The following is a 12,848-nucleotide window of genomic DNA, read 5'->3' as shown; positions in this document are numbered from 1 at the left end:
CGCAAAGGAATACAGACCCGATGTCCGCCTACAAGATCACCGAACACAAGTACGACATGGTCGTCGTCGGCGCCGGTGGCGCCGGCCTGCGCGCCACCTTCGGCCTGGCCCAGAAGGGCCTGCAGACGGTGTGCCTGACCAAGGTCTTCCCGACCCGCTCGCACACCGTCGCCGCGCAGGGCGGCATCTCGGCCGCGCTGGGCAACATGGGCGAGGACGACTGGCGCTACCACTTCTTCGACACCATCAAGGGTTCGGACTGGCTGGGCGACCAGGACGCGATCGAGTACATGTGCCGCGAGGCGATCCCGGCGATCATCGAGCTGGAGCACTACGGCGTGCCGTTCTCGCGCACCGAGGAAGGCAAGATCTACCAGCGCCCGTTCGGCGGCATGACCACCCGGTTCGGCGAGGGCCCGCCGGCGCAGCGCACCTGCGCTGCGGCCGACCGCACCGGCCACGCCATGCTGCACACGCTGTACCAGCAGTCGCTGGCGCACGACGCGCGCTTCATGATCGAGTACTTCGCGCTGGACCTGATCTTCGACGAAGAGGGCGCCTGCCGCGGCGTGCTGGCGCTGGACATGGCCGAAGGCTCGCTGCACCTGTTCCGCGCCCAGGGCGTGGTCCTGGCCACCGGCGGCTACGGCCGCGCGTACTTCAGCGCGACCTCGGCCCATACCTGCACCGGCGACGGCGGCGGCCTGGTGATGCGCGCCGGCCTGCCGATGCAGGACATGGAGTTCGTGCAGTTCCACCCCACCGGCATCTACGGCGCCGGCTGCCTGATCACCGAGGGCGTGCGCGGCGAAGGCGGCATCCTGCGCAACTCCAGCGGCGAGCGCTTCATGGAGCGCTACGCGCCGCACTACAAGGACCTGGCCTCGCGCGACGTGGTCAGCCGCTCGATGACCATCGAGATCCGCGAAGGCCGCGGCGTGGGCGAGCACAAGGACCACATCCTGCTCGACCTGACCCACCTGGGCCCGGAAGTGATCAACGAGAAGCTCCCGGGTATCGCGGAAAGCGCGCACATCTTCGCCGGCGTGGACGTGGCCAGGGAGCCAATCCCGGTGATCCCGACCGTGCACTACAACATGGGCGGCATCCCGACCAACTACCACGGGGAAGTCGTGCGCAAGGTCGGCGACAACCCCGATGCGGTCGTGCCGGGCCTGTACGCGATCGGCGAGGCGGCCTGCGTGTCGGTGCATGGCGCCAACCGCCTGGGCTCCAACTCGCTGCTGGACCTGGTCGTGTTCGGCCGCGCGGTGGCCAACCGCTGCGCCGAGACGATCAGGAAGGGCGCGCCGCACAAGCCGCTGGCATCCGACGCCTGCGACAAGGCGCTGGCGCACCTGGACAAGCTGCGCCATGCCGACGGCGACACCCCGACCGCGGTGATCCGCGACCGGATGCAGCGGACCATGCAGTCCGACGCGGCGGTGTTCCGCACCAGCAAGACCCTGGCCGAGGGTTGCGCGAAGATGAAGGACATCTTCGCCAGCTTCGAGGACGTGAAGGTCTCCGACCGCTCGCTGGTGTGGAACTCCGACCTGATCGAGACCTACGAGCTGCACAACCTGCTGCTCAATGCCGTGGCCACGATCAACTCGGCCGAGCAGCGCCACGAGAGCCGCGGCGCGCACGCGCACGAGGACTTCCCCGAGCGCGACGACGCCAACTGGCAGAAGCACACGCTGGTCACGGTCGACGACAAGGGCGGTTGCAGCTTCGACTACCGGCCGGTGCACATGTACACGCTCAGCGACGACGTGGCCGTGGTGCCGCCGAAGCCGCGCGTGTACTGAGGCCGCGATGCAGCGCCAGACCGCCACCCTCCACGACGCACGCGGCACCGCGCGCGCCACGCTCGCACCGCGGGCCGCCTGAGCCAACGAGATCAGCCATGGCAGAGTTCAGTCTCCCGAAGAATTCCACGGTCCGGAAGGGCAAGCACTTCCCGGCCAAGGGCGCGAAGAACCCGCGCACCTTCAAGGTCTACCGCTGGAGCCCGGACGACGGCGCCAATCCGCGCACCGACACCTACGAGGTCGACCTGGCGGCGTGCGGTCCAATGGTCCTGGACGCGCTGATCAAGATCAAGAACGAGATCGACCCGACCCTGACCTTCCGCCGGTCCTGCCGCGAGGGCATCTGCGGTTCGTGCGCGATGAACATCGACGGCACCAACACGCTGGCCTGCACCAAGGCGATCGCCGACTGCGGCAAGGCCGAGGTGCCGATCTACCCGCTGCCGCACATGAGCGTGGTCAAGGACCTGGTCCCGGACCTGACCCATTTCTACGCGCAGTACGCTTCGATCAAACCGTGGATCCGCACCCAGACGCCGGCGCCGCCGGACCGCGAGCGGCTGCAGTCGCCGGAGGACCGCAAGAAGCTGGACGGCCTGTACGAGTGCATCCTGTGCGCCTGCTGCTCGACCAGCTGCCCCAGCTACTGGTGGAACGGCGAGCGCTACCTGGGCCCGGCGATCCTGCTGCAGGCCTACCGCTGGATCATCGATTCGCGCGACGAGGACACCGGTGCGCGCCTGGACGACCTGGAAGATCCGTTCAAGCTCTACCGCTGCCACACCATCATGAACTGCGCGCGGACCTGTCCGAAGGGCCTGAACCCGGCATTGGCAATTGCCGAGATCAAGAAGCTGATGATGGCGCGCCGCGCCTGATGCGCGGTTGATTCGAGCTACTGGAAAAGCCCGGCATCGCCGGGCTTTTTTTTGGCCTTGTTCCGCGCCGCGTGTCGGGCGGGCGACGCTGGAAGCGCGGGCCGGCTTTAGGGGCCGGTTGGTTGAAGCGTCGGCTTCGGAAGGGGCCGCCGTGCCCTGGGGAGAGGGCCCATCCCTCGGGACGACATCCTGTCTTTACTCGGGTCGTGGCACATCCATGTGCCACTTGGACCCTCTCCCCAGGACACGGCGTCCTCGGTGATCTTCGAGGTCGTGGCTTCGATCGATGGGGTGACGGCGGGATGGGATGGTGCTTCGCCGTCACCGTCCCCCGAATCTTTAAGGAACGCCCTATTGCTGAGGTCCCGGCAATGATCGAAGACATGCGCCGAACGGGCCGAAAGGACGCCGTTCTGTCGCCATGGGGGTCGAGCGGCACAGGGATGTGCCGCGGTCGCGAGCTGAGGCAGGGACGCCGGCGCGAGCGACGACCCCCATGGCGGCAGAACGGTGGCCCCGTCCGGAGCTGCGTTCGCCGCCGCTCTTGAGTCCCGGCTACCCACGGATCGGCGCTTCGAGGCCGGCGCATGCACCGCCTTGCACCCGAACGGAACCGCCGACGCCTCCCGTCCTTGACTCATGCAAACTGTCCAATTGGACGACACGCGGTTAGTCGGAGGCAGGAGCTCGCCGCGATTGGGGGGCAGCGCCGCGACGATCGGGCGCTACTTGACCTGCTGCTTGCCCAGCTTGCGCGCCAGCGTGCGCCGGTGCATGCCCAGGCGGCGGGCGGTTTCCGAGACGTTGAAGCCGGTCTCTGCCAGCACCTCGTGGATGCGCTCCCACTCCAGGGTCTTGATCGACGTGGGGCGCTCGCCCAGGCCGACCTGGGCGTTGCCCTCGGCGCGACCGAACGCGGCCTCGATGTCGTCGGTGTTGGACGGCTTGGCGAGGTAGTGGCACGCGCCGAGCTTGATCGCCTCCACCGCGGTGGCGATGCTGGCATAGCCGGTGAGCACCACGATCAGCATCGCCGGATCGTGCGCATGCAGCGCCTGCACGCAGCTCAGCCCGGAGCTGCCGCCGGCCAGCTTCAGGTCGACCACCGCGTAGCCCGGGGCGAAGTCGCGCAGCGCGAGCTCCAGTTCGGCCTGGCCGGTGGCGTGGCGGACTTCGTAGCCCCGCCGTTCGAAGGAACGGATCAGGGTCCGGGCGAACGCTTCGTCGTCCTCGACTACCAGCAGGCGGCGTGGGGCGGTATCTTCAACCATCGATCGATCCGTCCGGTTCTTGCGCGGGCAGGGCCAGCGCGGATAGCGGCAGCTCCAGCACCACCTCGGCGCCGCGCGGGACGCGGTTGGCCGCGTACAGGCGGCCGCCGAAGCTGCGGGCGACGTTGAGCGAGAGGAACAGGCCCAGGCCGCCGCCCGGGCGCCCCTTGCTGGAATTGTAGGGCTTGCCGAAATTGGCCAGGGTCTCGGCGGTGAAGCCCGTTCCGGCGTCGCTCACCTTCAGGCGCAGCGTTTCGCCGTCCTCGCCCTGGCGGCTGACTTCCAGCCCGACCCAGTCCGGCGAGGCCTCCAGCGCGTTGTCCAGGATGTTGCCGATCATCTGCTTGAGCCCGGAGTCGGAGACGATCGGCAGGTCCTGGTCGAGGTGGCGGCGGTAGTCGAGCACGCCGACCGGGCGCGTGGCGCTCCATTCGCTGACCAGCTCGTCCAGGAACACCGCCAGGGTGGTCTGTGCCGGCGCCTCGCCGCGGGTGTCGCCGGCCGACAGCAGGATGCCGGTGACGATCGCCTTGCAGCGCGCCAGCTGGGTCTGCATCTCGTCCAGGTCCTGCTGCAGCTCGGGGTGTTCGGTGAACGGCGCCATGCGCCGCCAGTCGCCCAGCAGCACCGAGAGCGTGGCCAGCGGCGTGCCCAGCTCGTGCGCGGCCCCGGAGGCCAGCAAGCCCATGCGCACGATGTGTTCCTCCTCTGCCGCCTGCTGGCGCAGGTCGGCCAGGCGTGCGTCGCGCACGCGCAGGATCCGCGCGATGCGGCCGATGAACAGCCCCGCCAGCACCGCGGTGAGCAGGAAGCAGGCCAGCAGGCCCTGGACGTAGGCATCGCCGATGCCCTGTTCGGGATTGGCGGCGATGGTGACCGGGCCGGGGAAGACGACCAGTCCGAGCACCCCGGCGCAGCTGGCCGCCACCACCACCCAGGCGGCCCAGCCCGGCAGCAGCACCGCGCCGACCGCCACCTGCAGCAGGAACAGGAACACGAACGGATTGGTGATGCCGCCGCTCAGGTACAGCTGCGCGGTCAAGGCCGCCACGTCGACCAGCAGTGCCGCCAGCAGTGCCGCATCGCCCACGTCCTGGCGCGGGCGCCAGTAGAGCAGGCTGGCCAGGTTGAAGGCGGCCAGGCAGGCGGCGACGCCGAGCATCGTCGCCAGTGGCAGGGCGATCCCAAGCACGAAATGGACGAACAGGATGGTGGCCAGCTGCCCGACCAGCGCGATCCAGCGCAACTGGATCAGCTGCTGCATGTTGCGCACGCCGGCGCCACGGGCGGTATCGGTGCGGGCCGACTCGATCGCCTGGCGCTTATCGGGCACGCGGGTTGTCGCCATCCGCCGCATCGTGGGCCTCCGTGGCCGGTTCCAGCCGCCAGCGCCGGCGGATGCGCGCTTCCTCCAGCGCGAAACGCCACGCGCCGCCGGCCACCAGCAGGGCCAGCGCGAACCAGGTCAGCGCGTAGCCCAGGTGGTTGTCGCGGAACCGTACCACCGTCAGGCCGCCGCGCGGCCAGGGCGTGCCGGCCTGCGCCGCCGAGGCCGCGTCCGCATCGACGAAGTAGGGCGCCGCACCGGCGAGGCCGCGATGGGCGGCGATGGCCGCCACGTCGCGGGAGTACCAGCGCTCCTGCGCCGGCACATTGTCGCGCAGGAATCCACCCGCCGGTTCGGTCAGGCGCAGCAGCCCGGTGACTTCGACCGGACCGTTCGCCGGTGCGGGCGCCTGCCAGTCTTCGGGCACGTAGCCCAGGTTGACCAGGACCACGCTGCCGTCGTCGCGCAGCAACGGGCGCAGCAGCCAGCGTCCGGCGCCGGCTTCGGTCACCGCCTGCACGCGGGTGTCGCGGCCGCCCAGCCAGCGGCCGTGCAGGCGAACGCGCCGGTACTCGTGGTCTTCTGGCGCCGCGGCGGTCCAGGCGGCGGCGTCGGGCGCGGCCACCGGCTCGGCGTGGATGCGCGCCTCCACCCGGGCGACCAGGTCGTGCTTCCACTGCAGGCGCTGCACCTGCCAGGCCCCGAGCGAGGCGAACAGGGCCAGACCGCAGGCGAAGGCGATGGCCAGCAGGGCGAGCGCGAGCGGGCCACGCGGGGCGCGCGGCACTTCGTCGCGACCCTGTCCGGCCCTGGCCATCGGCACCGGTCCGTGGGGAAGGCCCCGGTTCAGGGCTGGACCCGCGCCTCGTGCGGGGACATCGGCATCATGTTGGCGTTGAGGTGGTACATCACCCACAACGAGCCGGACAGCACGATCACCACCAGCACCACGGTGAAGATCAGCGCGAGCATGTTCCAGCCACCCTCGGATCGGGCGTTCATGTGCAGGAAGTACACCATGTGGACCACGATCTGGACCGCGGCGAAGCCGAGGATCACCGCGGCGGTCATGCCCGCGCTGGCGATGACCCCGTTCATCACCAGCCAGAACGGGATCGCGGTGAGGATCACCGACAGGACGAAGCCGGTGACGTAATCGCGCATCGTGCCGTGCGCGGCCTCGACGTGGTGGTCGTGGCCGTGGTCGCCGTGCGCTTGCCCGGCATGGCCGTGGCCGTCGTGCGCGTGCGGGTCGTGGGGACGGCTCATCACAGCACTCCCATCAGGTAGACGAAGGTGAACACGCCGATCCAGACCACGTCCAGGAAGTGCCAGAACATGGACAGGCACAGCAGCCGGCGCTGGTTGGCCGCATGCAGGCCGTAGCGCTGCACCTGCACCATCAGCACCACCAGCCAGACGATGCCGAAGGTCACGTGCAGGCCGTGGGTGCCGACCAGGGCGAAGAACGAGGACAGGAACGCGCTGCGCTGGGGCCCGGCGCCCTGGTGGATCAGGTGCGAGAACTCGTACAGCTCGATCCCGAGGAAGGCCAGGCCGAACAGCCCGGTGATCGCCAGCCAGGCGAGCACCCCGGGCACGTGCCGGCGCTGCATCGACAGCATGGCGAAGCCGTAGGTGATCGAGGAGAACAGCAGCATCGCCGTGTTCACCGCCACCAGCGGCAGGTCGAACAGGTCCGCGCCGGTGGGCCCGGCGGCGTAACTGCGGCCCAGCACGCCGTAGACCGCGAACAGGCAGGCGAAGATGAGCAGGTCGCTCATCAGGTAAAGCCAGAAGCCGAGCAGGGTGCCCTGCTGCGGATGGTGCTCCCCGGACAGGTCGTAGAACTGCACCGGGCGGCTGTCCGGCACGGCGCCGGCGGGGTTCAGGGCGATCGCGTCAGACATGGGCGTTCAGCAGGGCGGTGCGCTGCTCCTCGGTCCGGGCCACCGTTTCGGCCGGGATGTGGTAGTCGCGCTTGTAGTTGAAGGTGTGCACGATCGTGGCGACCACGGTTGCGGCGAACGCGGCGACCACCAGCCACCAGATGTGCCAGACCAGGGCGAAGCCGAGCACCGTGCTCAGGCCGGCCAGGACCACGCCGGCGGCGGTGTTCTTCGGCATGTGGATCGGCAGGAACCCGGACAGCGGGCGCCTGGCACCGCGTTGCTTCATGTCCCACCAGGCGTCGTTGTCGTGGACCACCGGGGTGAAGGCGAAGTTGTATTCCGGCGGCGGCGAGGAGGTGGACCACTCCAGGCTGCGCGCGTCCCACGGGTCGCCGGTGACGTCGCGCAGCTGCTCGCGCCTGCGGAAGCTGACGAAGATGCAGATCAGGAAGCAGGCGATGCCGATCGCCACCAGCACCGCGCCGAAGGCGGCGATCTGGAACCAGATCTGCAGCGAGGGATCGGTGAAGTGGCTGACCCGGCGGGTCACGCCCATCAGGCCGAGCACGTACAGCGGGGTGAAGGCGAACCAGTAGCCGGCCAGCCAGAACCAGAACGACATCTTCCCCCAGAAGTCGTCGAGCTTGAAGCCGAACGCCTTCGGGAACCAGAAGGTCATGCCGGCGAACAGGCCGAACACCACGCCGCCGATGATCACGTTGTGGAAGTGGGCGACCAGGAACAGGCTGTTGTGCAGCACGAAGTCGGCCGGCGGCACCGCCAGCAGCACGCCGGTCATGCCGCCGACGACGAAGGTGACCATGAACCCGACCGTCCACAGCATCGGCACCTCGAAGCGGATGCGGCCGCGGTACATGGTGAACAGCCAGTTGAAGATCTTCGCGCCCGTGGGGATCGAGATGATCATCGTGGTGATGCCGAAGAACGAGTTGACGCTGGCGCCCGAGCCCATGGTGAAGAAGTGGTGCAGCCACACCAGGTAGGACAGGACGGTGATCACGACGGTGGCGTAGACCATCGAGCTGTAGCCGAACAGGCGCTTGCCCGAGTAGGTGGCCACGATCTCCGAGAACACGCCGAATACCGGCAGGATCAGGATGTAGACCTCCGGATGGCCCCAGATCCAGATCAGGTTCACGTACATCATCGGGTTGCCGCCGAGGTCGTTCGTGAAGAAGTTGGTCCCCACGTAGCGGTCCAGCGCCAGCAGCGCCAGCACCGCGGTCAGCACCGGGAAGCTGACCACGATCAGGACGTTGGTGCACAGCGCCGTCCAGGTGAACACCGGCATGCGCATCAGGGTCATGCCCGGCGCGCGCATCTTGACGATGGTCACGATGAGGTTGACGCCCGACAGCAACGTGCCCAGGCCCGCTATCTGCAAGGCCCAGATGTAGTAGTCCACGCCCACGTCGGGGCTGTAGTCGATCCCCGACAGCGGCGGGTAGGCCAGCCAGCCGGTCTTGGCGAACTCGCCCACGAACAGCGACAGCATGACCAGGGCCGCGCCGGCGGTGGTCATCCAGAAGCTGAAGTTGTTGAGGAACGGGAAGGCGACGTCGCGGGTGCCGATCTGCAGCGGCACCAGGTAGTTCATCAGGCCGGTGACCAGCGGCATGGCCACGAAGAAGATCATGATCACGCCGTGGGCGGTGAACACCTGGTCGTAGTGGTGCGGCGGCAGGTAGCCCAGGTTGTCGCCGAAGGCCATCGCCTGCTGCAGGCGCATCATCAGCGCGTCGGCGAAGCCGCGCAGCAGCATCACCAGGCCCAGCACCATGTACATGATGCCGATCTTCTTGTGGTCGATGCTGGTGAACCAGTCGCGCCACAGCGTGCCCCACAGCTTGTAGCGGGTGATCAGCGCCAGCACGGCGATGCCGGCCAGCAGCGTGCCGACGAACGCCGACAGGATCACCGGGTCGTGCAGCGGGAACGATTCCCAGCCCAGGTAGCCGGTCAGCGGGTTGTAGGGCGCGGAAGTGGAGTGGGGGGAGGACATCGCTTGCAGTTTCCGTCGTCAGGCCGCCGGCGCGGGCGCGGGCGGCGGCGTGGTCCGCTCAGGGAGCGAGGCGGGAAAGGGAGGTGTTCAGGCCGGCGGCCGGGGCGTCGGTGGAGGCGCACATGGCCGACTGCACGTAGCGGCGGCCGCGCAGGTCGCCGGTGCGGCGCGCCTCCAGGCCTTCGATCCCGGTGCGGCCGGGGCCGTTGCCGGCGTCGATGGCCATCATCTCGTGCATGCACATCCGGCGCGGGTCGACGCAGCGGTTGAGGATGGCGTCGAACATGCCGTCCTCGACGCTGCCGAAGTGCCGCACCGGCTCGCGCTCGCTGGGCTTTTCCAGCGCCAGGTAGGCCTCGCGGTCGAGCTTGCCGCCGGCGCGCGCGCGGGACACCCAGTCGTCGAAGCCGGCACCGTCCAGCGCATGGAAGCGGAAGCGCATGCCCGAGAAACCGGCGCCGCTGTAGTTGGCCGAGAAGCCTTCGTACTCGCCGGGCGAGTTCATGACCGCGTTAAGCTCGGTCTGCATGCCCGGCATGGTGTAGATCATGCCGGCCAGCGCCGGCACGTAGAACGCGTTCATCACCGTGGACGAGGTGAGCTTGAACTGGATCGGCCGGTCCACCGGCGCGGCCAGCTCGTTGACGGTGGCGATGCCCTGTTCGGGATAGAGGAACAACCACTTCCAGTCCAGCGCCACCACCTCCACCACCAGCGGCTCGGTGCCTTCCGGCAGCGGGCGGCCCTCGGCGATGCGGTCCAGCGGGCGGTACGGATCCAGGGTATGGGTGCTGATCCAGGTGATCGCGCCCAGGGCGATGATGATCAGCAGCGGCGCGGCCCAGATCACCAGCTCCAGCTGCAGCGAGTGGTCCCAGTCCGGCTTGTAGGTGGCCGCCTTGTTCGAGGCCCGGTAGCGCCAGGCGAAGAACAGGGTCAGGGCGATCACCGGGACGATGATGATCAGCATCAGCAGCGTCGCGACGATGATCAGGTCGCCCTGCTGCCGGGCGATGTCGCCGGGCGCGTTGAGCAGGATGGTGTTGCAGCCGGCCAACGGAGCGACCAGTCCGGCTGCCAGCAGGAGCCGGCGCAGGTGCATGATGGTGGACATCTGAATAGGGGCTGGTGGGGGTCTCAGCGGCCGCCACTTTACTCCTGCCGCGTTAACACGACGATTGGGCGTTTTGTCCTATGGTCGCGGCGGGCCATCGGTGGGAACCTGTGCCGCCGGCCCCGGCCCGGTGGCGCACGCCTCCGCCACGCAACCCGGTGTAGCCTCCCCCCGCAGGCACAGCACACTCCCATCGCGATGTCCTCCATCCCCGCGTCCAGCCCCGCCGCCTCTCCCACGGTTTCCGTCCACGGACAGGATCCGGCGTCCCATGCCCAGGTCGCCCCCGGCGAGATCGCCGTGGGCGTGGTCATCGGCCGCATCTCCGAATACTTCGACTTCTTCGTATACGGCATCGCCTCGGCGCTGGTGTTCCCGAAGGTGTTCTTCCCGTTCGCCGAGCCGCTGCAGGCCACGCTGTACTCGTTCATGGTGTTCGCCCTGGCGTTCGTCTCGCGGCCGCTGGGCACGGTACTGTTCCTGTGGATCCAGGACCGCTGGAGCCGCGGCACCAAGCTGACCGCCGCGCTGTTCCTGCTCGGTACCAGCACTGCCGGCATCGCCTTCGTGCCCGGCTACGAGAAGGTGGGTGCGCTGGCCATCGTCCTGCTGATCCTGTTCCGCACCAGCCAGGGCGTGGCCCTGGGCGGTTCCTGGGACGGCCTGCCGTCGTTGCTGGCGCTCAACGCCCCCAAGCACCGCCGCGGCTGGTACGCCATGCTCGGCCAGCTCGGCGCGCCGGCCGGCTTCATCGTCGCCGCCGCGCTGTTCGCGTTCCTGTATTCGAGCCTGTCCAACGCCGACTTCTACGACTGGGGCTGGCGCTATCCGTTCTTCGCGGCCTTAGCGATCAACGTCGTGGCGCTGTTCTCGCGCCTGCGCATCGTGGTCACCCAAGAGTACGAGCAGCAGATGGGCGAGCGCGAGCTCGAGCCGGTGCCGGTGTCGGAGCTGTTCCGGGTCAAGGGCCGGCACGTGGTCATCGGTGCGTTCGCCGCGCTGGCCAGCTACGCCATCTTCCATGTCGTCACGATCTTCCCGCTGTCGTGGATCCAGCTGTACACCGAGCAGAACATCAGCCGCTTCCTGATGGTGCAGGTGGTGGGCGGGTTCCTGGCGATGGGCGGCGTGCTGGCCTCCGGCGTGATCGCCGACCGGGTGGGCCGGGTGCAGACCCTGGCCGCCACCGCGGTGGCGATCGCGGTGTTCAGCGGCTTCGCCCCGACCCTGCTGGGTGGCGGTCCGGGTGCGCAGCAGCTGTTCGTGCTGATCGGCTTCGTCCTGCTCGGGCTGTCCTACGGGCAGGCCTCCGGCGCCGTGACCCGCAATTTCGGTTCGCGCTACCGCTACACCGGGGCGGCGCTGACCACCGACCTGGCGTGGCTGATCGGCGCGGCGTTCGCGCCGCTGGTGGCGCTGGTGCTGGCGGCCGAATTCGGCCTGCCATACGTGGGCCTGTACCTGCTGTCGGGCGCGCTGGCGACGCTGGCGGCGCTGGTGGTCAACCGCCGGCTCAAGCAGCGCGAGGCGGCGCAGGGCTGATCGCGGGCGAGGCCTAAGCGCCGGACCAGCGGTAACGTGGCCATTCGTGGTGGTACGAGGCGCCGTCGCCGGTGTCCATGCCGGCCGTGCGTGGGTGCGGGCTCGCGCCTGTTGCTTGCCGGCGCGCGACGCGCACGTGCCTGCGAGTCGCCACCCGCAATGATGAAGCGGGCGAATGCGGGTTCGGCGTCGAGTGGTCGCCCATGAAGGCGGGCGCCTACAAAAAACGGCGGTGCCGCCGGCACAATGGTGGCTCGCTTGCAACGCCGCTCCGATGACCGACCTTCCGCCCGACATCGATCCCGCCGCCGACCTGCGTCGCATCCGCTGGCGCTGCCGGCGCGGGATGCGCGAGCTGGACCAGCTGTTCGAGCGCTGGCTCGTACACGCCTATCCGGCTGCGACCGACGCCCAGCGGGGTGTTTTCCTGAGGCTGCTCGATTGCGAGGACGATAGGCTGTGGCGCTGGTTCATGGGCTACGAGGCCTGTCCGGATGCCGAACTCGCCGACCTCATCGCCCGGATCCGCGCCCTGCCGGCTTGAATGGCGCCCTTCGCGCTGGCTGCTGGCATTGCTGGCGCTGATCTCCGGCCTGGCACCGGCGGCGGTACTCGGATCGGACCTGCCGGGTGCGTGGGCCTGGCCACTGGCCGCCGCTGCGGCGTGCCGGGGCTTGTGGCTGCTGCGGCGAGAAGCGGCCAGGCCCCATCGCCGGTTGGTCCTTGCCGGCCATGCAGGCGGGGCGGACAGCCTGGATGGTGAGCACCTGCACGACTGCTGGGTACGGTGGCGAGGACCGCTGGCGTTCGTCCATGCCGTGCAAGCCGATGGCCGCCACGCGCGCCTGGTGTGGTGGCCGGACACGCTGCCGCCGCCGCTGCGGCGTGAACTGCGGCTGGCCGTCGCCGCGCGCGCCGCTTCGCGCGGCGACCGGGCGATGGCACCATAGCGGCCATCGACCGCCGGGGTGAGCCGGCAACGGACAC

12 protein-coding genes are annotated in these 12,848 nt (G+C 69.1%); 5 read left to right on the top strand and 7 right to left on the bottom strand.

The features are described from left to right. Nucleotides 1-20: 20 nt before the first annotated feature. Both sdhA and CSC66_RS02110 read left to right on the top strand, forming a co-directional pair. Nucleotides 21-1,811, top strand: a complete 1,791-nt coding sequence (gene sdhA, locus CSC66_RS02115; RefSeq protein WP_162375708.1) for a succinate dehydrogenase flavoprotein subunit — start codon at nt 21-23, stop codon at nt 1,809-1,811. Nucleotides 1,812-1,909: 98 nt separating this feature from the next. Further along, nucleotides 1,910-2,692 carry a succinate dehydrogenase iron-sulfur subunit gene (locus tag CSC66_RS02110; RefSeq protein ID WP_162375707.1) on the top strand — a complete coding sequence of 261 codons (783 nt, stop codon included), beginning with the start codon at nt 1,910-1,912 and terminating at the stop codon, nt 2,690-2,692. Nucleotides 2,693-3,417: 725 nt separating this feature from the next. On the opposite strand, the gene CSC66_RS02105 is transcribed toward CSC66_RS02110, so the two are convergent. From CSC66_RS02105 to cyoA, 7 genes are all read right to left on the bottom strand, one after another. Beyond that, nucleotides 3,418-3,963 (bottom strand): response regulator transcription factor, encoded by a 546-nt coding sequence (locus tag CSC66_RS02105; RefSeq protein WP_162375706.1) that lies wholly within the window; start codon nt 3,961-3,963, stop codon nt 3,418-3,420. Continuing rightward, nucleotides 3,956-5,311, bottom strand: coding sequence for an ATP-binding protein (locus CSC66_RS02100; RefSeq protein ID WP_238394211.1), 1,356 nt, complete (start codon nt 5,309-5,311; stop codon nt 3,956-3,958). The genes CSC66_RS02105 and CSC66_RS02100 overlap by 8 nt, the downstream gene beginning before the upstream one ends. Then, nucleotides 5,286-6,107, bottom strand: a complete 822-nt coding sequence (locus tag CSC66_RS02095) for an SURF1 family protein (protein ID WP_162375704.1) — start codon at nt 6,105-6,107, stop codon at nt 5,286-5,288. Before CSC66_RS02095 ends, CSC66_RS02100 begins: the two co-directional genes overlap by 26 nt. A 29-nt stretch (nt 6,108-6,136) precedes the next feature. Continuing rightward, nucleotides 6,137-6,559 carry a cytochrome o ubiquinol oxidase subunit IV gene (gene cyoD / locus CSC66_RS02090; protein WP_162375703.1) on the bottom strand — a complete coding sequence of 141 codons (423 nt, stop codon included), beginning with the start codon at nt 6,557-6,559 and terminating at the stop codon, nt 6,137-6,139. Next, a complete protein-coding gene (gene cyoC / locus CSC66_RS02085) occupies nt 6,559-7,200 on the bottom strand; it encodes a cytochrome o ubiquinol oxidase subunit III (protein WP_162375702.1) in 642 nt (213 codons plus the stop codon). Before cyoC ends, cyoD begins: the two co-directional genes overlap by 1 nt. Continuing rightward, the gene (cyoB, locus tag CSC66_RS02080; RefSeq protein WP_379655904.1) at nt 7,193-9,166 is read right to left on the bottom strand and encodes a cytochrome o ubiquinol oxidase subunit I; all 1,974 of its coding nucleotides are present in this window, start codon (nt 9,164-9,166) and stop codon (nt 7,193-7,195) included. The genes cyoC and cyoB overlap by 8 nt, the downstream gene beginning before the upstream one ends. A gap of 97 nt (nt 9,167-9,263) precedes the next feature. After that, nucleotides 9,264-10,319, bottom strand: coding sequence for a ubiquinol oxidase subunit II (cyoA, locus tag CSC66_RS02075; protein WP_238394210.1), 1,056 nt, complete (start codon nt 10,317-10,319; stop codon nt 9,264-9,266). Between the two features lie 198 nt (nt 10,320-10,517). Between cyoA and CSC66_RS02070 the strand changes: the two genes are divergently transcribed. The 3 genes from CSC66_RS02070 (at nt 10,518) to CSC66_RS02060 (ending at nt 12,811) form a co-directional block, all read left to right on the top strand. After that, nucleotides 10,518-11,861 (top strand): MFS transporter, encoded by a 1,344-nt coding sequence (locus tag CSC66_RS02070; protein WP_162375700.1) that lies wholly within the window; start codon nt 10,518-10,520, stop codon nt 11,859-11,861. Between the two features lie 274 nt (nt 11,862-12,135). Continuing rightward, on the top strand, nt 12,136-12,405 hold the full coding sequence (locus tag CSC66_RS02065) for an FAD assembly factor SdhE (RefSeq protein WP_202935575.1): 270 nt from the start codon (nt 12,136-12,138) through the stop codon (nt 12,403-12,405). Nucleotides 12,406-12,433: 28 nt separating this feature from the next. Beyond that, nucleotides 12,434-12,811, top strand: a complete 378-nt coding sequence (locus CSC66_RS02060) for a hypothetical protein (RefSeq protein WP_338016010.1) — start codon at nt 12,434-12,436, stop codon at nt 12,809-12,811. Nucleotides 12,812-12,848: the final 37 nt, after the last annotated feature.

This window comes from Pseudoxanthomonas kaohsiungensis (assembly GCF_010211765.1).
Classification (GTDB): domain Bacteria; phylum Pseudomonadota; class Gammaproteobacteria; order Xanthomonadales; family Xanthomonadaceae; genus Pseudoxanthomonas; species Pseudoxanthomonas kaohsiungensis.
This window is presented reverse-complemented; position numbering and strand designations above follow the sequence as displayed.

What these genes read in the sequence shown, in the direction of transcription:
- cyoD (WP_162375703.1), bottom strand. Translation starts at nt 6,559, where the DNA reads ATGAGCCGTCCCCACGACCCGCACGCGCACGACGGCCACGGCCATGCC.
- CSC66_RS02070 (WP_162375700.1), top strand. Translation starts at nt 10,518, where the DNA reads ATGTCCTCCATCCCCGCGTCCAGCCCCGCCGCCTCTCCCACGGTTTCC.
- CSC66_RS02065 (WP_202935575.1), top strand. Translation starts at nt 12,136, where the DNA reads ATGACCGACCTTCCGCCCGACATCGATCCCGCCGCCGACCTGCGTCGC.
- cyoA (WP_238394210.1), bottom strand. Translation starts at nt 10,319, where the DNA reads ATGTCCACCATCATGCACCTGCGCCGGCTCCTGCTGGCAGCCGGACTG.
- CSC66_RS02110 (WP_162375707.1), top strand. Translation starts at nt 1,910, where the DNA reads ATGGCAGAGTTCAGTCTCCCGAAGAATTCCACGGTCCGGAAGGGCAAG.
- cyoC (WP_162375702.1), bottom strand. Translation starts at nt 7,200, where the DNA reads ATGTCTGACGCGATCGCCCTGAACCCCGCCGGCGCCGTGCCGGACAGC.
- CSC66_RS02095 (WP_162375704.1), bottom strand. Translation starts at nt 6,107, where the DNA reads ATGGCCAGGGCCGGACAGGGTCGCGACGAAGTGCCGCGCGCCCCGCGT.
- CSC66_RS02105 (WP_162375706.1), bottom strand. Translation starts at nt 3,963, where the DNA reads ATGGTTGAAGATACCGCCCCACGCCGCCTGCTGGTAGTCGAGGACGAC.
- sdhA (WP_162375708.1), top strand. Translation starts at nt 21, where the DNA reads ATGTCCGCCTACAAGATCACCGAACACAAGTACGACATGGTCGTCGTC.
- CSC66_RS02100 (WP_238394211.1), bottom strand. Translation starts at nt 5,311, where the DNA reads ATGGCGACAACCCGCGTGCCCGATAAGCGCCAGGCGATCGAGTCGGCC.